At 66.8% G+C, this 19,095-nt stretch carries 16 protein-coding genes; 3 read left to right on the forward strand and 13 right to left on the reverse strand.

Translation table 11 applies throughout. From position 1 onward, the window contains the following. Positions 1–9 precede the first annotated feature (9 nt). The 6 genes from ABD708_RS13745 to ABD708_RS13770 form a co-directional block, all read right to left on the reverse strand. Entirely contained in the window at positions 10–1,044 is a 1,035-nt protein-coding gene (locus ABD708_RS13745) for a class I mannose-6-phosphate isomerase (RefSeq protein WP_344755376.1), read from the reverse strand. Next, a complete protein-coding gene (locus tag ABD708_RS13750) occupies positions 1,041–2,297 on the reverse strand; it encodes an ADP-dependent glucokinase/phosphofructokinase (RefSeq protein WP_344755378.1) in 1,257 nt (418 codons plus the stop codon). Before ABD708_RS13750 ends, ABD708_RS13745 begins: the two co-directional genes overlap by 4 nt. Then, positions 2,269–3,132 (reverse strand): ketose-bisphosphate aldolase, encoded by an 864-nt coding sequence (locus ABD708_RS13755; RefSeq protein ID WP_425553297.1) that lies wholly within the window; start codon positions 3,130–3,132, stop codon positions 2,269–2,271. Before ABD708_RS13755 ends, ABD708_RS13750 begins: the two co-directional genes overlap by 29 nt. 37 nt (positions 3,133–3,169) lie before the next feature. Then, a complete protein-coding gene (locus tag ABD708_RS13760) occupies positions 3,170–4,021 on the reverse strand; it encodes a carbohydrate ABC transporter permease (RefSeq protein ID WP_344755382.1) in 852 nt (283 codons plus the stop codon). Continuing rightward, positions 4,018–4,953, reverse strand: coding sequence for a carbohydrate ABC transporter permease (locus ABD708_RS13765; protein WP_344755384.1), 936 nt, complete (start codon positions 4,951–4,953; stop codon positions 4,018–4,020). Before ABD708_RS13765 ends, ABD708_RS13760 begins: the two co-directional genes overlap by 4 nt. Positions 4,954–5,015: 62 nt before the next feature. Further along, positions 5,016–6,314 carry an ABC transporter substrate-binding protein gene (locus ABD708_RS13770; protein WP_344755386.1) on the reverse strand — a complete coding sequence of 433 codons (1,299 nt, stop codon included), beginning with the start codon at positions 6,312–6,314 and terminating at the stop codon, positions 5,016–5,018. Between the two features lie 186 nt (positions 6,315–6,500). Here ABD708_RS13770 and ABD708_RS13775 point away from each other — a divergent pair, with 186 nt between their 5' ends. Then, the gene (locus ABD708_RS13775; protein ID WP_344755388.1) at positions 6,501–7,352 is read left to right on the forward strand and encodes a DeoR/GlpR family DNA-binding transcription regulator; all 852 of its coding nucleotides are present in this window, start codon (positions 6,501–6,503) and stop codon (positions 7,350–7,352) included. A gap of 82 nt (positions 7,353–7,434) precedes the next feature. Continuing rightward, positions 7,435–8,307, forward strand: a complete 873-nt coding sequence (locus tag ABD708_RS13780; protein ID WP_344755390.1) for an acyltransferase domain-containing protein — start codon at positions 7,435–7,437, stop codon at positions 8,305–8,307. 25 nt (positions 8,308–8,332) lie between these two features. Here the strand turns inward: ABD708_RS13780 and ABD708_RS13785 are convergent, their stop codons facing one another. From ABD708_RS13785 to ABD708_RS13795, 3 genes are read right to left on the reverse strand one after another with little or no spacing between them, the layout of a single operon-like run. Further along, positions 8,333–10,300: a heparinase II/III domain-containing protein gene (locus ABD708_RS13785; RefSeq protein WP_344755392.1), complete on the reverse strand. Its 1,968-nt coding sequence runs from the start codon at positions 10,298–10,300 to the stop codon at positions 8,333–8,335. Between the two features lie 37 nt (positions 10,301–10,337). Beyond that, on the reverse strand, positions 10,338–11,174 hold the full coding sequence (locus tag ABD708_RS13790) for an amidohydrolase family protein (RefSeq protein WP_344755394.1): 837 nt from the start codon (positions 11,172–11,174) through the stop codon (positions 10,338–10,340). 4 nt (positions 11,175–11,178) lie between these two features. Next, complete coding sequence (locus ABD708_RS13795; protein ID WP_344755396.1) at positions 11,179–13,185, reverse strand: right-handed parallel beta-helix repeat-containing protein; 2,007 nt, start codon at positions 13,183–13,185, stop codon at positions 11,179–11,181. 98 nt (positions 13,186–13,283) lie between these two features. On the opposite strand from ABD708_RS13795, the gene ABD708_RS13800 reads away from it, so the two are divergent. Beyond that, positions 13,284–13,964: a GntR family transcriptional regulator gene (locus tag ABD708_RS13800; RefSeq protein WP_344755398.1), complete on the forward strand. Its 681-nt coding sequence runs from the start codon at positions 13,284–13,286 to the stop codon at positions 13,962–13,964. A 35-nt stretch (positions 13,965–13,999) separates the two neighbouring features. On the opposite strand, the gene ABD708_RS13805 is transcribed toward ABD708_RS13800, so the two are convergent. Genes ABD708_RS13805 through ABD708_RS13820 form a run of 4 tightly spaced genes read right to left on the reverse strand, consistent with a single transcriptional unit; the run spans position 14,000 to position 18,849 of the window. Further along, positions 14,000–15,829, reverse strand: coding sequence for a DUF8034 domain-containing protein (locus tag ABD708_RS13805; RefSeq protein ID WP_344755400.1), 1,830 nt, complete (start codon positions 15,827–15,829; stop codon positions 14,000–14,002). Positions 15,830–15,833: 4 nt separating this feature from the next. Further along, positions 15,834–16,709: a carbohydrate ABC transporter permease gene (locus ABD708_RS13810; protein WP_344755402.1), complete on the reverse strand. Its 876-nt coding sequence runs from the start codon at positions 16,707–16,709 to the stop codon at positions 15,834–15,836. Further along, entirely contained in the window at positions 16,706–17,668 is a 963-nt protein-coding gene (locus tag ABD708_RS13815) for a carbohydrate ABC transporter permease (protein ID WP_344755404.1), read from the reverse strand. The genes ABD708_RS13810 and ABD708_RS13815 overlap by 4 nt, the downstream gene beginning before the upstream one ends. Next, on the reverse strand, positions 17,647–18,849 hold the full coding sequence (locus ABD708_RS13820) for an ABC transporter substrate-binding protein (RefSeq protein WP_344755406.1): 1,203 nt from the start codon (positions 18,847–18,849) through the stop codon (positions 17,647–17,649). The genes ABD708_RS13815 and ABD708_RS13820 overlap by 22 nt, the downstream gene beginning before the upstream one ends. Positions 18,850–19,095: the final 246 nt, after the last annotated feature.

Genomic DNA, 19,095 nt, shown 5'->3' on the forward strand with positions numbered 1-19,095 from the left:
CCGCCCTACTCATGCGGCGGGGGCCGGGGGCATGCAGCGGATGCCGGCCAGCTCGCCCGCGAGGCGGAGACCGCCTGCTCCGTGCGGAACCAGAACGGTGTCGCCGGCTGCCGCGCCGAGGCTGCCGCCCGCCCATTCGAGCGAGCCCTCACCGTCCGTCACGACCAGCACTGCGAACTGCGGTCGCAGTTCGGTGGGGGTACCGGGCTCGACGGCGAACGCCTCGGCCCGGAAGAAGGGCTCGGCGTCGGCTCCGAAGAGCGCGCCGCTGCGCGCCGCAGGAAGGGCGCCGATCGCCGCGCCCATGCGCTCACCCGAGAACGCCGTGCGGTCGATGCTGCTGAGTGCCGTCGCGGCATCCAAGCCGAGCAATCCGTCTTCGCGCGAGAGGCGCGGGAATGGCGCGTACTCCACGATCACCGACAGATCGGCCGGCTCTTGAAGCTCGAGCAGCAGCACCCCCGCGCCGATCGCATGCGGCACTCCTGCGGGCACGAACAAGGTGTCGCCTCGCCGCAGCTCGACCCGGTTCATCGCGGCGAGCATCGCTGCAGAATCCTGCGTCTCGAACCAGCCCGCGAGCCGCTCAGCACTGACGTCCTCCGCGAAGCCGAGCCAGGCCGCTCCTGCCTCGGTTTCATCCACGTCCAGGATGATCCACGCCTCCGTCTTCCCGGTCGGAGCGCCGAGCTCGCGGCGCGCGAACTCCGCATCGGGGTGCGCGTGGACGAACAGACGCTCGCCCGTGTGCAGGAGCTTGCACAGCAGCTTCGGGTCCGGGCCGAACCACGCCACGTGCTCCGCGCCGAGGAACCCGATCGGGTCGTTCTGGATGAGCTCGCGCAGGAACGTCCCGTCGATTCTCGTGAGCCCCTCTTCCGCACTGCCGAAGGTGGTGACGGTCGACGCCAGGAAGTCCTCAGGCGCCCATTCCTCTCCGCTTGGGGGCTGCCGCCGGAATCGCTCGATCCCCGCGCCGCCGCGATATGGGCGCGGAACCGGGCGGTTCATCGGCAGGCGGATCGGTGTGGGCGAGTGCGTCAACTGAGGGCCCCTTCTGCGCGGCGAGCGGACACGAGCCCGGCCGCGAGCCCGCCGACGAAGCTGTCCCCCAACCCGATGGTCGTCGGTTTCGACGTGGGAACCGCGTAGGCCGGGATGCAGCGCAGGACGTTCGGATCTGTGGCGGTGAGAGCGTCAGCGACGATGCGGTGTTCAGGCGGCACGCTCAGACCGTCGACCGCCGCGATGTCCGCCGCTGTCGCGGCGTCGCCGTGCATGTAGCGCGCTGTCGCCGCGCGGATGCCGCCCGCCAGCGCCCCTTCGAGCAGGGGCGCCCGCGCGCCGGAGGCCAGCGCCCAGTGCCTCGTGTGCACGACCAGCGTCGGCCCGGGAAACATGCGATGCATGGCGCCCAGCGCGTCGCAGATCGCCGTGGGGTCGAGCAGGTCGATCTCGTGCCCGAGGTGCTCCTGCAGCTCGTCTTCGTTCATGCTGAACACGTCGGCGAGGGTGACGATGCCGCGCCTGGCGACGGCGCTCACCTCGGCGGAGTGGTAGCCCGCGTCCTCGTAGATCACGAGCGCCTCGGCGGGCAGCGCACGCATGGCCGCCCGCAGACCGTGGATGCGCCGACGGGCCAGCGCGGCATCCGTCATCGCGTTGAACCCCGAGATCAGGAACACCTCGGCGCCGGCGAGCGTGTCGCCGAGGTCCGGGCTGAGCTCCATCGAGCTCTGAGCCGGGTCGTTCACGAAGATGAGGCGATTGGGACGGTCGATGACGATCTCGCCGTCTGCCACGGGAATGCTGCCCGCCTCGGGCAGCTGCACGATCAGATGAGGAATGAGCACGGCCGCATCGTCGCTGACGAGATAGTCGCAGTCGGGCGGGAATCGCTCGAGGAAGGTGTCGTCGACGGCGACCAGAAGCGCGGTCGAGCGCACCCCGAGCGCGCGCATGACGAGGCCAGCCCGCACGCACGTCCCCCCGATCGTGACCGACTTCCGGTGCCGCGCCGCGAACTGCTCGAGCGCCGCGGGGCTCTCGACGAATCGCTCGCCGCCGCGGCGGAGGCGTGCGTGCCCGAGGATCACCGCGAGCAGCGACCGCTCATCGACGATAGGCGCGTCCGGGTCGCAGTCCGTCAGGCGGATGCGGTACTCCTCAGCGAGCCGGGCGACCAGCGCGGCATCCCACTCGATCTCGTGGTCCACCGTCCCGCCGAACCCCAGAACGGCTCTTCCGGGGCCGGCGGGTGCGTCAGCGTCAGTAGAGAGCCGCTTTGCCGACGGCATTGAACAGCTCGATCTTCTGCGCGGCCGTGACCTTCATCGCCTTGATCGGCTCCGGCTGGATCACGTTGGGCTCCCGCAGCCGCTCGTCCGTGCCCAGCACCTCGCGCATGCGGCTGTGGTACGCGACCTTGATGTCGCTGGAGATGTTGATCTTGTTGATTCCGAGCCCGACCGCGCGGCGCAGTTCCTGATCAGGGTTGGCCGAGCCGCCGTGAAGCACGAGCGGGATGCCGGTGGCGGCCTTGATCTCCTGCAGCAGATCGTGCCTCAGCTCGGGGTTCTTGTCGGCCGGGTAGAGGCCGTGCGAGGTCCCGATGGCGATCGCAAGACTGTCCACACCCGTCTCCTCGATGAAGCGCACGGCGTCCTCTTTGTTGGTGTAGATGATCTCGGCCGCCCCCGATTCTCCGTAGCTGTCGTTGGCGCCGATCGTACCGAGTTCGCCCTCGACCTGGATGCCGACGGCGTGCGCCGCCTCCACGACCTTGCGGGTGAGCGCGACGTTGTCGGCGAACGGAAGCAGCGACGCGTCGATCATGACCGAGGTGAAGCCCGCCTTGATCGCGGTGATCATCTGCTCGTAGGTGCCGCCGTGATCCCAGTGGATGGCGACGGGCACGCTCGAGCGGTGTGCACGGGAGTGCATTGCGGGGATCAGGTCGGTGGTGATGTGGGCGACTTCATCGGGGTGGATCGCGATGATCACCGGAGCGGCCAGCTCCTCGCTGATGTCCATGATCCCGTTGAACATCGCCCAGTCGCTGATGTTGAAGGCGGGGATCGCGAAGTTGTTCTCGTTCGCGACGTCGAGGATGGACTTTCCTGTGTACAGCACGTTCATCTGCTTTCTGTTGGGTGGTCGGATCCGGCGGTCAGGACTTCACCGCGCCGGCCGCGAGGCCGCCGATGAAGTACCGCTGGAAGATGAGGAAGAGGACCAGCACCGGGATGGAGCCGAGGATGCTCATGGCCATCACCTGGTTCCACTGGTAGTTGTTCTGGCCCATGAGGAGTTGGATCCCGACGGGCACCGTGCGCCGGTTGTCGGTCTGGGTGAGGGTGAGCGCGAAGAGGTACTCGTTCCACGAGATCATGAACGTGTACAGGCCCACGGAGACCATGCCAGGCACCGAGACCGGCACGAGCACCCGCCAGAGGACCGCCATGGAACCGGCTCCGTCGACGCGCGCCGCCTCGTCGAGTTCGCGCGGCAGGCTGTCCAGGTACGCGGTCATCATGATGATCGCGTACGGCAGGGTGAAGACGACGTACGTGAGAATCAAGCCCTGATAGGTGTTGTAGAGCCCGAGCCCCACCATGATGCCGAAGAACGGGATCAGCAGCGTGATGGGCGGCACCGCCTGAACCCCGATGATGACGACGCGGATGACGGACTTGAACCTGAACTCGAACCTGCTGAACACGTATGCCGCCAGCAGCGCGATCACCATCGTGACGATCACCACGCTGATCGCGACGATGTAGCTGTTGACGAAGTAGCCGATCTTGACCGAATCGGTCAGGACGGAGAGATAAGCGCCGAGTGAGAAGGTGCCGTCGATCAGCTTGGGCGGGAACGCGAAGATGCTCGCGTTGGACTTGAACGAGCTCGACAGCATCCAGAGAACCGGGAAGCCGGCGAAGACCGCACCGACGCTGAGCCCGATGTAGAGCAGGACGCGCCCGATGCTGCGGCTGGTGCGGGCCTTCATTGCGATGCTCACGATTGACTCGCCTTCTTCTGCTGGCGCACATAGAAGATCGCGACGAACAGCGATGCGACGAGGATCACCACGGCGCTCGTGGACGCCATCGAGAACTGGTAGCTGTTGAACGCGAGCTTGTAGGTGAAGGTGCTGACGACCTCCGTGTGGTTGATCGGGCCCCCGCCGGTCGTCGCCCAGATCAGCGTGAATTGCTGCGTGGTCCACAGCAGGTCCAGCAGCGCCATGCTGTAGACGATCGGTCTGAGGGCCGGGAGCGTGACGCTGAAGAACTGGCGGACGAGCCCGGCACCGTCGACCCGCGCCGCCTCGTAGAGGTCGGACGGCACGCCCTGCAGCCCGGCGAGCAGGCTGATCATGAAGAACGGGTATCCGGACCAGATGTTGATGACGGTGACCGAGATCAGCGCGGTCGCGGGCGTCGCGAGCCAGGGCACGGCCTGGTGCAGAACGCCGATGGTCGTGAGCACGTAGTTGATCACGCCCGACGGGTCCAGCAGCAGCCGCCACAGCACGGCGACGACCGAGGCCGTGAAGATCCACGGAAGGATGTAGATGGCCCGGAAGATCGTGCGCGGGAGCCCGTGCACCAGCTTCGAGTTGAGCATCAGAGCGAAACCGATGCCGATGAGCAGGTGGATGACGACGCTGATCACCGTGAAGATCAGGGTGTTGCCGACGGCGTTCCAGAAAGCGGGGTTGCCGAGGATCGCGACGTAGTTCGCGACCCCGACGAACTGCGGGTTCTGGTTGGTGACGACGTTGTCGAACAGCGAGTAGCCGATGACGATGACGATCGGCACCACCATCAGCCCCAGCACGAGCAGCACGGTCGGGGCGATCAGCAGGTAGGGCTCGAAGCGGCCGCGGCGACTGCGACGCTGCGGCTGCGTGGCCGTGGCGATCGCCGCGGCCGGTGAAGACGAAGTCATGGAATTCCTTCTCAGGGTGCCGGCCGCATCCGGCGAGGATGCGGCCGGCGGTCGGACCGCGGTCAGAACTGCTTCTTCCACTGGGCCTGGACGTTCTTCAGCATCGTCGGGGTCGATTCCTGGCCCGCGACCGCCTTCTGGAACTCGGTCAGGAAGGAGGTCATCAGCTGGTCCGCCGCGGGCAGGCCGGTGAACTCGTTGACCGGCCTGCTCTTCTGATAGATGCCGAATGCCGTCTTGAAGTGCGGGTCGGCCCCGGTGAAGTCCGGCGTCGAGGTCTTGTTGCCGGGGAAGCCGTTCGCCAAGGTCGAGAGTTTGGAGTTGGTGTCCTTGCTCATGAGGTATTGGATGAACTGCCACGCCTGAGTCGCGTGCTTGGTCTTGGCGGAGATCCCAATGCCCCACGACGCGGTCAGCATGCCCTTCGTCCCGGTGTAGCCGTCCTTGGTCGGCTGTGCCGAGACGGTGAACTTCAGGTTCGGATCGCCCTGGGTGATCGTGGTCACGTGCGCGAGCGAGTCGATCATCATTCCGACGCGCCCGTTGACGAAGTTGGTGACCTTGTCCGTCTCCTGCAGGCCGTTCGCGCCGGGAAGGACGGCCTTCGAGTTGACGAGGTCCTTGACCATGTTCACCGCGCCGCTGACGTCGGCGTTGCCGGTGAGGTCCGGCTTGCCGTTCGAGAGCATGGTTCCTCCCGAGGCCCACGCCCACGAGAGGATGTCGTTCTGCACGCCGTTGGGGTTGGTGGTTCCCAGGGGAACGACCCAGCCGGAGACGCCGCTCTCTGACTGGCTGATCTTCTTCGCGTCCGCGGAGAACTCGCTCCACGTCGTCGGCGGTGCGGAGATGCCCGCCTTCGCGAGGATCTGATCGTTGGTGAAGAGCGGGTACACGAAGTTGACCACCGGGATCATGTACGTGTCGCCGCTGAAGCCGACCTGGCTTGCCAACTCGCTGTCGTCGTACTTGGCCGCCTTCATGGCGTCGCTCAGGTTGTAGAGCGCGCCCTGCTTGTAGAGCGGATTCACCCAGGAGCCGTCGAGGCCGACGATGTCCGGAAGGGTTCCGGACGCGGCTTGCGAGATCGTCTGCGACTGCAGCGACGCGAACGGCGCGCTGATCAGCTTGACGGTGATGTTCGGGTGTTCCTTCTCGAACGAATTGACGATGTCCTGCAGTGCTCCCTTGGGCATCTCGGGAGCCCACCACTGCGAGAAAGTCAGGGTGACCTTCTGGTCGGCGCTGCTCGCACCGCCGCCGCTGCAGCCGGTCAGGGTCAGGGCCGCGGATGCGGCGACGGCGATGGCGCTGAACACCCAGCGACCGCGACGCCTCGAAATCCGAGCTTCCTTGCTCATGATTCTTCTCCTCATTGGAAGAGTTGCTGTTCTTGTCTGCTTTATGCAGTTCTCTGCATGTTATTCACGCAAGAACGACGCTTGCAAGCATGAATCAGCATGATGTTGCCGTTCTGTGACCGCCTTTCGCCGCGATAGTGTGCCGTTCTATGCTGTTTTGCGTTCGGTAAGCCGAAGGAGCACGCCATGGGGGAAACACTCCGCGCCCGCGCAGACGTCGAGATCGATGACTCTGCGCCGGAAAGACGTCTGCCGGCCGGCCGGAAAGCCGAGCTCTCGGCATACGTGTCAGAGATGGGGCAGGTGACCGTCGCCAAGCTTGCGTCGCACTTCGGCGTCTCGACCGACACCATCCGCCGAGACCTGGATCAGCTCGACGCCGACGGGCTCCTCATCCGCACCCACGGCGGTGCGGTGAGCCTTGCGGCCAGCAACCGGCCGGACACCGAGCTGGAAGTGCGCCTGCACGTGCAGCCGGCCGCGAAGGAGACCATCGGGCGCCTGGCCGCCTCCCTGGTGGAAGACGGGTCGGTCATCATGCTCAACGGCGGCACGACCACGCTGGCGCTGGCGCGGCACCTCCACAAGCTCCGCAACCTCACCATCGCGACCAACAATCTGCGCATCCCGGCCGAGATCTCCTCGGCCGTCATCCGCGACCTCTACCTGTTCGGCGGCTCGGTGAGCACGGTCACCCAGACCACGACGGGGCCGGTCTCGCTGCGGCTGGCGCCGGGCGGTCACGACATCGAGGTTCAGGCGGACATCGCGTTCATTGGCGTCGGCGCGGTGTCAGCGGATGCCGGCTACGCGACCAGCAACCTGGGCGACGCCGCGATGATGCAGGCGATGATGGACAGGTCCGCGCGCGTGGCGGTGCTCGCAGACTCGGCCAAGTTCGACCGGCATCTGTTCGCCAAGATCGCCGCACTGTCCGCCGCCGACTACCTCATCTGCGAGACGACGCCGGGCGACGAGCTTCTGGCAGCTCTGCGCGAGAACGAGGTCGAGGTCATCTGCCCGGAGACGGTCACATGATCCCTCCGGACGGCGAAGCGAGTGTCTCCGCACGATCCTGCCCGGTCGTCGCCTGCCATCACACCTGCGCGACGATGTAAGAGTGTCCCTGTTGACCACGCGGCTCGAAGCCGCCACCACCGACCGCGCTCTCGCCGCACTCGGCTTCCGGCGGGACGATCGCCCCGATGCGAAGGCCGCGATCGCCGCCGCCCTGGCCGATCGGGAGCGCCTCGCCGAGGTCGAGGTGCTCGCCGAGCGCGTGCGCGCGACGATCGGCGCCATCGGCGAGCGCGTCGCGCCGTTCGATCACCCCCTCGCGGCGAGCAACTGGGGCGGTATCGGCGTGCTGCCGCTGCTCGCGCTCCTCGCCGTCGCCGACGATGTGCGGGCGTTCCACCGCTCGCGCGGCATCCCCGCGTTCGTCTCGGACCGCTCGCTGTCCGACCTCGGCCAGCAGGTCTGGGTGCACCGGCGCACATACGGCGCATTCGGGCTGCACACCTACGGGTGGCTCGCGGCGGCGTTCTGCGGGAATCTCTACTCGCTCGGCCGACTGCAGTTCAACCTCCTGCGGCGCGCGGACGAGTGGATGCTCTCGACGCACATTCCCGAGACAGGGCCTCTCACGCCGGAGTCGGTGGACGACTCCTTCGCACAGGCCGCAGCCTTCTTCGGCGAACACTTCCCCGACTACCCGGCCACGGCCTTCCACTGCGAGTCCTGGCTGCTCGACCCGCAGCTCGCACGCGCGCTCGCCCCCGCGTCGAACATCGTGCGGTTCCAGCAGCGCTGGCGGCTCGAAGAGAAGGTCGGCCCCGCCGACGGAGACGCGCTCTTCTTCGTCTTCCGCCGGCGCGGCGACGTCGACCTCTCGACACTGCCGCGCACGACATCGCTGCAGCGCGCGGTGGTCGAGAAGCTCGAGAGCGGCGGGCACTGGGGGCTGTGGAGCGGGACGTGCACTGCGACGTGATGCCCGTCTGCGTGACGCCATCGGTTTACGGCACGGCCCGGTGCACATCACGTCGCTCGATGACCGTCGTCAACACGCCCCCAGCGGCTGCCGCCGGAAGGCCGTAGGTCAACCGGGTGAGACGCTCACCCCACACCGCGACGAGTTCCGGGTCATCCAGCACCCAGACCTCGGCTGTTGGCACGATGCCCTCTCGCGTCGTGATCCCGATGCTGCGATCCTCCTCATGCACGAGGACTTCTGCTCCACGGAGCTCGACGTCGCCGGCGACGATCAGATGGGTCTCGCTGGGCGCCCCCGTATCGAGCTGCCAGCAGTCGACGATCTCTACGCGATCCGCAGAGACGAGGCGGAATTCGCGGCTCCAGCGCTCCCCCGCCGTAAGCGGGTAGGCGGACGAGAGATCCAGTCTCAGCTCGAGGGGAAGCACGAGCCCCGCCGCGCCGGTGACTTCTGCGGCCTCCCTGCCCGAGGCGGGCGCCTGCAGCACGGTCGTGCGGAACTCGGCGCCGAGGCCCTGCTCGACGCCGTGCGGAGCAGGGGCATTGTGCCATCCGCTCTGCATCGCCCGGATGCCGTAGCGCGCGTCGCTGAAGGTCTGCGCGGTGTAGGTGGGCTTGCCGACGTCGATGAGCATCGGGCGACCGTCGACGGCGACGATGAACGACCCCAGGTCCTTGTGGTTATGGCTCTCGTCGTTGGTGCCGCCCTTCGCCGCCAGGGCGAGGCCCGCGCTCGTGTCCGCACGAGCGCGGCAGACGAGAACCTGCACCGAGGGCAGCCACACCATGGCGGGAAGCGGGGCCGGAACAGCCGTCGCCTGACGCCACGCGGCATCGCCGAGTGCGCGCATCAGACGCGGGAGCCCGCCGCTGATGGGGGCGATCGATTTTCCGGCAGCACGGCCCTGCGAAGCCCACGCAACAACGCGGTCATCGCCGAGCCGACGCCCCCACGCGAACGGCACCTGCCACGCCTCGTGCCCCCGGCTTCGAGCCCAGCCGTCGGCGACGTTCACGTACCAGTCGGAGCCGAATTGCATGCGCAACGGGAACCGGAGCACCTCGGCGACGACAGGCAGCGCGCTCGCGTCGAGAGCCCCGTCCGTCACTCGAGAGACGAGGTCGAAGCACTCCAGCATCCGAGCCGCGCCGTTCCACCAGTATGCGACACCCTCGTCGATCGCGCCGTCTGCGGGAAGCGTCGCGACGTAGCGGTCGAGGCTGTCGACGACCCGGGCGGCGATGCCGGCGAGCCGATCGACGTCGTCGATCAGGAGAGTTGCGGCGAGCAATACATTGCCGAGGATCCAGGGATTCCAGTTGTTCACCGTCCGCGTCGAGTAGCCCAGCCACCAGAAGTCGTCGCGTGCCTGGAACGGAGTGAACACGCGCGTCTCTGCCTCATGGCGGATGCGCTCCCGAATGCCCGGCAGCACGGCATCCCAGCGTTCTCCGAGCACATGGTCCGCGACGGCCAGCTGCGCGACGACCTCACCTGCGTAGAGGTCCACATATGGTGATGCGGCATCGGGCAGCACGAACTTTCGCCGATCGTGCGCGTCATCATGGGCCGGCAGGCACCATGTGCTCTGCTCGCAGAGCAGCCACGCGTCGTCCGCGGCCTGGTCGAGCCAGTCGTCCGTCTCCGAGACGGCGGCCATGATCACCGCGGTCGTGAGACGCTCCCGTCGCGCACCGAAAGCGTCTTCGTACTGCCGGCGATCGCCGTCCCGCTGATACCGTGCGAAGACGGATGCCGTCAGGCAGGCCCCCTGCTCCTCGCTCCGTCGTCGCACCGATTCGGCGAACGCAGCTCGCGTCGCCGGATCCACATCGTTCCAGACGGCCCGGTCCGCGATGGTCGGGATGCCCAGCGCCTCACGGATCTGCGACGTCGGCCGACGGGCGAGATCGGCTGCGATCGAGGCCGATGCCGTCCGATCACCCCACATGGCATGCAGCGGGCCGTCGGACCGGTCGATCTGTGGCACGAAACCTCATTTCCTCGTTCTGGAAAAGTGGCGAGTCTCACCCGGCCTGGAGCCGGTACCACTTCCCTGCCGTGTCGGGAGCGAGCGGTTGCTTGTGCCGCGCGGCCCAGTCCGCGGCGAGACCCTCCATCGCCGACATGGCAAGCTGGTAGCCGCCGACGGGCTCACACAGCGGCCAGTCGGAGCCGAGCATGATGCGCTGGGGGCCGAAGAGGTCGAGCGCCGCGTCGACGTAGGGGCGAAGATCCTCCACCCCCTGGAGCTCCGGGTCGATCTGGGTGAGCAATCCGGACAGCTTGACCGCGACGGCGTCATGGCGGGCCAGCTCGACGAGGCCTGCGCGCACGGCTCCGAGGTCGTTTCCCACGATGTCGGGTTTCGCGAGGTGGTCGATCACGAAGCGGAGCCCGGGAACCGCGGCGACGATCGCCGCCGCGTCCGGCAGGCGGTTCGGGGTGAGCAGAAGGTCGAGTGCGAGGTCGCGGTCGGCGATCGCGCGCATGCCTCGGGCTATGGGCGAGTCGGCGAAGTCGTCCGCGATCGGCGGGACCATGAACCGGATGCCCGCAAGATAGCCACCGCCGACGCAGGAGAGCAGACGATCGAGGCGCTCCGGGAGGTCTTCGGCCGCGAGATCCGCCCACCCGACAACGCCGACGACGAGCGGGTCGATCGCCGCGAGTCCGAGAAGTTGCTCGGTCTCGAGCTCGCTGCCGATGGTCTGGACGAGCACGACTCCGTCGACCCCGGCCGCCGCAGCGAACGGCCGGAGCCGGTCCAGGGTGTCCGTTCTCGCGACCGCCGGAGCGCCGATGCGCCGGCCGGGATCAGCCAGCGCATCGGTCCACACGTGGACATGTGTGTCGATTCTCATAGCGCTAGTGCGCGGCTCCCGCCGTCCAGACCGGGGCACCGTACTGATAGGCGCCGAGGCTCGGTATCGGATCCGTCGACCCGTCGTTGACCCCGGGCAGGGGAATCGCCGCGTTACGCGCCGGCGAATCCGCCTGCAGTGTGTAGATGTTGTTCGCCGGGTCGGTGAACTTCGGATCGACGGTGGTGGAGTCCAGGTTGTCGGTGAGGACCATGCCGCCCTGCGTAGCATCGGTGGTTCCGACCATCGGCCCGATGTTGTTCTCCACCACGGTTCCCGTCGACTGGTTCGCCGCCTTGACGTACATCATGTAGACGCCGCCGGTGTTGTTCGCCACCAGGTTGTTGTAGGAGCCGCTGCCGAGTCCGTTGAGCATCACCGTCTGCGTGGGGTTGTTCCAGCCCACGTTGTCGATGATCCGCAGATCGCTCTGACCGTTGTCGGCATAGACGCCCGCCATGGCGAAGGTGTTCGTCGTGCCGATCGCCGGCGTCGCATCGTGCAGCACATTGTGGTCGACCGAGGTCCCCTGCATCGCCGAGCCGCAGCACGCGTAGATCGCCGCCACGTCCAGGTTCAGATTGCCGTACTGGGAGATGTCGTTGTATGCGATGTGATCGGGGGCCTGCGTTCCGGCCGGCGGAGTGATCCACTGCAGGTTGATGCCGCTGCGGCCCACTTTCGAGATGGTGTTGTGCAGGACCGTCTCGCCGTAGCCCTGCACGGCGATGCCCGCGGCATACGTGCCCGCATAGTCCACGTCGCTGATCACGTTCTGCGTCGCCGTGTTCCCGTTCCCGAGCAACGCGATCCCGTTGCCGGCGCTGTAGGACAGGGTGCTGTTCGTCACGGTGTTGCCCGTTCCCTTGATAACGATGCCGCTATCGGCGACACCGCGATTCACGGTGGTTCCGCAGTCCGTCGATCCCTGTGACACGTCGGTGTAGTGCGACAGGTACTTTCCGACGACGCCGTCGAGTACGACGCCCGTGCTGCTGCTCCCCGTGGTCACCGACGTGCCGAACAGGTGGATCCCCCGTAGCGTCGTGTTGCTGGTGTTGGTGAGATCGAAGCCGAGCTGACGCTGCTTGACCTCGATCTGCTCGCTGGCCGGCGGCCGCTGGCTCACCAGATAAAGCTGCTTCGCGGCGGCGTCGTAATACCACTCGCCATCGTGGGACAGTTCCGCGATCTGGCCGGCGAGCGAATATCGAGTCTGGCCCGGCTCAATGGTGTGGACACACGCGGGAGCGACATCAAGGGTCAGTGACCCGGGTGATGAGTCGATCACCGTGCCGGTCTCTGTGGCGTACCAATAGCTGGTCAGAACTCGGGCGCCTGTCCAATATCCCGCCGGCTGGGTCAGAGCCGGGTCCACGATCGTCGCACCGGTGCTGCCCGCCTGCGCCCGTTCGACGGTCAGCGGATGGATCGGGTCTGCACCCGGATACGGCCACTGGGCCTCGACGTCCATCGCGCCGTTCGTGAAAACCTGGACCGGACTGGAATCGTCGCCGAGATCGATCGGCACCCGGTAGACGTCGCCGGCCGACACCGCCTGGCTGAACGCGGAGCCGACGACGTACGGATCCGACGTTGCGAGCGCGGAGACATCTGCAGCGCCGACATGCCGCCAATGGGTGACGGGGTCAGCGCCCGATACGGTGACGGTCGCGCCGGGAGCGGCCCGGTAGGTGATGGGGGCCTGGGACGTACCCGAGGCCGTCGGAGTGATCGTCTCGCGATAGGTGCCGCCGGCGATCTCACAGGTGTCTCCGGCGACCATGACATCCGCACAGCGCTGGATGGTGGCGAAGGCGTGCTGAGGCGAACGCCCGTCCGTGCTGTCGTTGCCGTGCACGGAGACGAAATAGGTGGTTCCGGATGCCGGATCTGCTGATGCGACCGCGGGAACGGTGACCGCCGCTCCGGCGATAGCTGCGATGGACGCAGCGGCTAATGCGAGACGCGGAAGCCGACCGTCGGCTCGGCGGCGTTGACTACGAAGCATCTTTGCTCCTATCGATCAGATTTAATCGATAACGTTAGTGAGCCGGGAAATCGGCGTCAATGCTGAATCGTTGAATTATCGATAGATAGACTCGCAGCATGGCCACCACACCCGATGCCGACCTGCTGCGCCGCACCCTGGAGGCAGAGCGCGGCGATTTCGGCCGCAGCCTGCTCTCCGATCAGGTGTACGACCTGATTCGCCGGCTCATCATCGAGCAGGCGCTCAAGCCCGGCGATCGGGTGGTCGAGCTGGAGCTCTCGAAGCGGCTCGGCATCAGCCAGGCCCCCGTGCGCGACGCCGTCAAGCGGCTCGCCTACGAGGGGATCCTCACGCACGCCCCGCGTCGCGGCCACTTCGTGACGGTCGTGATGGAGAAGGACCTCGATCACGCCATTGCCGCACGCACCATGATCGAGCGCGAATCCGCCCGGTTCGCTTCGTCGGAGATCTCCGACGAAGCTCGCACCGGCTTGGAATCCGTCGTCGAGCAGATGCGCGATGCCGCCGGCCGCGGAGACGTCGCTGCGTTCCGCACCCTTGACTTCACGTTCCATCGCGATGTCTGCGTCGCGAGCGGCAATCCCCTGATCGTCAAATGCTGGGACGCCATCGAGCCGGCTCTGCGCTCCTCGCGCGCAGTCGGAGACCCCCTGTTCCACGGAGACTGGTCGGCGATCGCCGAGGACCACGCGCATCTCCTCAGCCTGTTGCGCCCCGACACCGCCGACGAGGCCGCCGAAGCGTTCGCACGTCACGCGTCGTTGCTGCAGCCGTAGCAGGCGGGCCCCCCTATGGCGGGCGCCGCTCCGCTTCAGGCCAGCCGCGGCACCCCGCCGTGCAGCGTGAGCTTCATCGTCACTCTGATCTGCTCGCCCGCCTCGATGCGCACCGTCAGGCGTGACGCGTTCTCGGGGCGCAGTTCGCTCTCGATCCCACTGGCGAGCGCAGTCGTTCGAGCGCGCTCGATGATGTGTTCGCCGAATCCCCCCGCCTGAAGCACCAGCTCGACCGCCTCGGCGTCGAGGTTCACCAGCTGCACGATCGCCCGCTCTGGATCGATCGACTCGACGAGGGCAGCGACGCGTGGAGGAAGTCCCGGCCTTCCGGAAAGGGGGTCGAGATAGCGCACGAGGCTGTGCTGAAGGCCGCCGTTATAGAGCGCCTGCGGCGCGCCGAGCGCCGTCATCACGAGCGCTTCGGTCACCACCGGGTTGGCATGCTGCCAACGGTCCTGATCGAATCCGGACGTGATGTCGTCTGCGCGCATCGCCGCGAGCCGCTCGTCGACCTGGCGATGCGCGACCTGCAGCAGTCGGCCCGCGAACTGCTCGACGCTCCCGTCCGCGAGCGCAGCGAACCAGGCATCCTCATGTCCCGCCTCTTCTTTCGAGCGGAACTGACGAACGCGCCGCCAGTCCCAGCCGCCGGTGTTCCTCAACGCGGCGAGCCGCTCGTAATCCTCCTGCCCGCGCGCGTGCCACCACAGCCATACCGGGAAAGCGGCCTGCGGCGGCTGGTAGTCGAACCAGCCCTCGGGGGCGAGACGCGTGGGCCAGAGCTCGAGTTCGTGCTCGAACTCGTCCCCGAAGTGCGTGCTCCAGCGTCTCTTCATGGTCATCTCGCGCGCGGCGGGGACCTCGCGGATCGCCTGTTCCGCGACAGCGTCGAGAATGCCCCGCACCAGAGCGAATCCGGATTCACCGCCGCCGACCGTCCGCAGCCCTGCTGCCGCATTGAGCGCAGACGGCAGGAGGCTGTGGATGCCGTGCGGCCAGGTCCACCCGTACAGGCCGCCGAACCACGAGCCGACCGGTTCCCCGCCCACGACGCCGTCGCTGCCGACGTTGTCGGGCAGGAGGCCGCCGTTGTCCTCGGCGCGTTGCATCCAGCCGGCGACATAGTGCTCGACCCAGTCGCGCCAGCGCCGCTCCCCCGTCAGGAGCCATGCCAGCGTGACGAGCGAGACGGCGCTGAGGTTGACGGCGACGTCGCCCGAGCCGAACCTCCGCTGCATCGCCTCCGCCATGCGCTCGGCATTGCCGGGCGCGTCGAGGTCGTCCCACATGCGAATGCCGGGAAGGCCGTGAACGGGCAGGCCGTAGGTCCTCATCTCGACGCGTTCCGTGCCGAAGCGCGTCAGACCGTCCTGGATTCCGGGCCGGGGCCCGCCGGCGCCGTTGTGTGGGGCGCGGATGATGTTGAGCCGCTCGTCATAGTTGCCCACAGGCGAATCGGGCAGGTAGAGACCCGCGAAACGCGTGACCGCCTCTACCAGCTCGGGATTCGTCGGATCCGCGAGGCAGAGGCCGTAGAACAATTCGAGCCCCTCGCCGATGTGGAACCAGTCGTACCCGATCTCGAAGCCGTCGCTGAAGAGGCCGAGCTCCTCGAGCTGTCCGCCGACGCCCCGCCAGATGCGCAGGCAGCGTTCCAGCAGCTCCGGGCTGCCGCCGAGTGCGTACAGCGTCGGCCAGTTGAAGATCGCCTCGAGGAAGTCGTCGGCGCCGTCACGGCCGATCGGGCGCCCCGAGGGAACGAGCCTGCCGTCGGAGTCGGTGTACTTCGCGGCGAATTCGCGCCACGCCTCTTCGAGGCGCTCACGCAGGCTCACCTGCAGAAGCGCCCATTCCGGGTGTTGCACCGGGCTATCCCTTCGTCGCGCCGACCGTGAGGCCGCTCACGATGTGACGTTGCATGTAGATGAAGAACACGATCACCGGCGCGACGGCGAGCAGCAGGTTGGGGAAGACCTTGGTCAGATCCGTCGTGTACTGGCTGATGCCGGTGTAGATCGCCGTCGTCACGGTGTACTGGCCCGACGACGGGCCGAGCAGGATCTGGGGGCTCACGAAGTCGTTCCAGATGCCGATCGAATTGAGGATCAGCACCGTCACGACCGCCGGCCTTAGCAGCGGGAAGATCAGCGTCCAGAAGGTGCGGAAGCGGCCCGCCCCGTCGATCTGCGCGGCCTCGTCGATCTCGCGGGGCAGCGTCGAGATGAAGCCCACCAGCAGGAAGATGCTCACCGGCAGGGTCGTCGCCGACAGATACAGCACGAGCCCCGCGAAGCTGTTCACCAGCCCGATGGCGCGCAGCACGTAGATGGCGGGGATCACCATGGCGGCCCCGGGGATGAACGTGCCCGCCAGGAAGTACAGCATGAGCAGGCGCGTCTTCCGGCTCACGCTGCGCGCGATCACGTAGGCCGCGGGGCCCGCGAGTGCGACGCAGATGACGTCGACCAGGACCACGAGCGAGGCCGTGAAGCCGTACGAGGCGATCACGTTGTACTCGGGGCTCGTGATCGCCGCGAGCATCGGCTGCAGCGTGAGATGGCCGAAGGGGATGCCGAACGGCTGGTCCTGGATCTGCTGCTGCGTCTTGAACGCGTTGACCACCAGGATGTAGGCCGGGCCGGCCATCACCGGCACGAGCAGCGCCAGCATGATGACGCGCACCACGTTGACCCGCCCTCGCCGACGGCGGGGCACGGCGGTGTCCGCGATCTGGCCGCCGCTCATCCTTCACCTCCAGCGGCTCTGTCGCTGCGGTTCCGCAGCGCGGTGACGAGCAGCGCGAGCGCCGCGGAGACGATCATGAGGAACACCGCCTGGGCATTGGCATAGCCGATCTTCGTGCCGCCGAAGGATTGCATGAGGATGACGAACGCATAGGTCTGAGTGGCGCCTCCTGGGCCGCCGCCGGTGAGGCTGACGACGATGTCGTAGACGCGCAGCAGCCCGATCAGGTTGAGGATGAGCGCCACGGTCACGACCGGCGAGATCATCGGGATGACGATGTGCCGGTTGATCTGCCAGCGGCTGGCCCCGTCGATCTCTGCAGCCTCGATGAGCTCGAGCGGCACGGTCTGCAGCGCGGCGACGAACAGGACCACGTTGAATCCGAATCCCGCCCAGACGATGACGGCGATCAAGGAGATCAGCGCGAGGTTCTGCTCGAACAGGAAGCCGACCGGTTTGATGCCGAACGAGGCGAGCAGCGAGTTGAACGCGCCGTTCGTGCCGAGGATCGCGTTCCAGAGGAATCCGAGGATCAAGGCGCTGATCACGTGGGGGTAGTACGCCAGGGCGCGGAACACCGAGTTGGTGCGGGACTTCTGCCGAAGGGCGAGCGCGTATGCCAGGCCCAGGCCGATCTCGAAGGCGGAGCCGAAGACGACCACGATCAGCGTCACCCACATCGAGTGCGTGGTGTTCGTGTCCGTGAAGAGATGCAGGTAGTTGCGGATGCCGATGAAGTCCGCGGCTGAGAAGCCGTCCCAGTCCGTGAGGCTCAGATAGATCGCGACGAGCACCGGCACGACCATGAGCAGGCTGTAGAGCGCTACCGCGGGGCCGGCCATTCCGAGCGAGACCGCGGTCTCCTTCAGCCGCCTGATGCGCTTGCGCCGCGCGGCGTTCTCCCCGGGCTGGACCCGGGGAGAACGCGCGTCGGCGATCACTGTGTCTGTGAGTCCCACCACTTGTCCAAGTTCTGAGCCACCTGCTTGGCACTCGTTCCGGAGATGAGCGACTGGATCTGGCTGGTGAGCTCCGTCGAGAAGCCCGTCAGAGGCTGCTCATCTGCGGCCTCCACGAAGCCGCCGGGTGACGCGTTCACGATCTTCTGGACTCCGTCGCCCAGGCTCGACATCTTGTAGGAATAGCCGGCGCGGAAGTTCCCGTCGGCCGCCAGCTCGGCGGTGACAGCCGTCTTGTCGGTGGTCAGCCACTTCACGAAGTCGATCGCCGCCTTCTGGTTCTTCGACTGCTTCACCACGACATAGGAGTCGGCGATGTTGCTGAACTGCTTCGTCGGGTACTTCCCCGTGGTCGGCATCGAGAACACCCCGAACTGATCGCTCTTCTTGGCCTGATCGGCCGCCGGCACGAAGAACGAGCCCATCATGTACATCGCCGATTTGCCGTTGAGGAAGTTCGTCTGCCCGTCGGCGTAGGCGAGCCCGAGGTCGCTCTTCTGGAGGTATCCGTCTTCGACCCAGGACTGATAGGTCTTGAGCGAGTCCAGGTACTGGCCTTCTGAGAACTTCACCTTTCCTTCGGTGCGCTGCTTGATCCAGTTCGGCGTCTGGGTCATGGTTGTGGAGTCGTTGAACAGCGTGAACTGCGCTCCGGTGACCCACTGGCCCGCCGTCTGGAGCGGCACATAACCGGCGGCCTTGAGCTTGCCCATCGCGTCGGTGAGGTCGGCCACCGAGGTGATCGCGGAGGCGTCGAGCCCGGCCTTTTGGAACGCCTCCTTGTTATAGAAGACCAGAGACTGCACCTGCTGCCCGGCGCCGACCAGGTAGGTCTTCCCGTTGATCTTGTAGTTGTCGACCAGCGGGGTGTCCTTGGTCCACGACTGATCGGAGAGATCGGTGAACAGCTTGACCGTCTGAGCAGTGGGCGTGACCTGCTGCACGATGTCCGGCGGATCGCCGGCGGCGAGGTCCTGGTTCAGCTTGTCGCTGGCCTGGATGGTGCCGGTGCGCTCGAGGCTGATGGTCACACCGGGATGGGCCTTCTCGTATTTGGAGAACAGGTCGTTCCAGAACGCCACGGTGAGGTTGGGCGTGACGTTCATGATGACGCGAAGGTGCGCCGACCCCGACCCCGACGTCGACGCCGGGGTCTTCGCGGCGCAGCCGGCCAGCACCATCGATGCTGCGCCAGCTAGGACCGCCGCGGCGCCCACGCGCCGCCAAATGCCTGTGCCTTTCATTCCGACTCCACTCTGATGTTCGGGTTTGAGGCGTGAGAAGGGTCTCGAGCCTCGTTGCAGGATCGCCAGTCCGCTCCGCCGCCCGCTGCTGAAACCCGGCTGCACTGCCAGATCGATCGGGTTGCATCACTCACCATTGAACCGGTGGAGCGACTATCGATAGTCGAAAGAATGGCACATCGG

It is taken from the genome of Gryllotalpicola koreensis (assembly GCF_039538185.1).
Classification (GTDB): Bacteria; Actinomycetota; Actinomycetes; order Actinomycetales; family Microbacteriaceae; genus Gryllotalpicola; species Gryllotalpicola koreensis.

Excerpts from the sequence above, each read along its gene's own strand:
- ABD708_RS13750 (WP_344755378.1), bottom strand. The coding sequence starts at position 2,297 with ATGCCGTCGGCAAAGCGGCTCTCTACTGACGCTGACGCACCCGCCGGC.
- ABD708_RS13765 (WP_344755384.1), bottom strand. The coding sequence starts at position 4,953 with ATGACTTCGTCTTCACCGGCCGCGGCGATCGCCACGGCCACGCAGCCG.
- ABD708_RS13770 (WP_344755386.1), bottom strand. The coding sequence starts at position 6,314 with ATGAGCAAGGAAGCTCGGATTTCGAGGCGTCGCGGTCGCTGGGTGTTC.
- ABD708_RS13775 (WP_344755388.1), top strand. The coding sequence starts at position 6,501 with ATGGGGGAAACACTCCGCGCCCGCGCAGACGTCGAGATCGATGACTCT.
- ABD708_RS13790 (WP_344755394.1), bottom strand. The coding sequence starts at position 11,174 with ATGAGAATCGACACACATGTCCACGTGTGGACCGATGCGCTGGCTGAT.
- ABD708_RS13795 (WP_344755396.1), bottom strand. The coding sequence starts at position 13,185 with ATGCTTCGTAGTCAACGCCGCCGAGCCGACGGTCGGCTTCCGCGTCTC.
- ABD708_RS13800 (WP_344755398.1), top strand. The coding sequence starts at position 13,284 with ATGGCCACCACACCCGATGCCGACCTGCTGCGCCGCACCCTGGAGGCA.
- ABD708_RS13810 (WP_344755402.1), bottom strand. The coding sequence starts at position 16,709 with ATGAGCGGCGGCCAGATCGCGGACACCGCCGTGCCCCGCCGTCGGCGA.
- ABD708_RS13820 (WP_344755406.1), bottom strand. The coding sequence starts at position 18,849 with ATGGTGCTGGCCGGCTGCGCCGCGAAGACCCCGGCGTCGACGTCGGGG.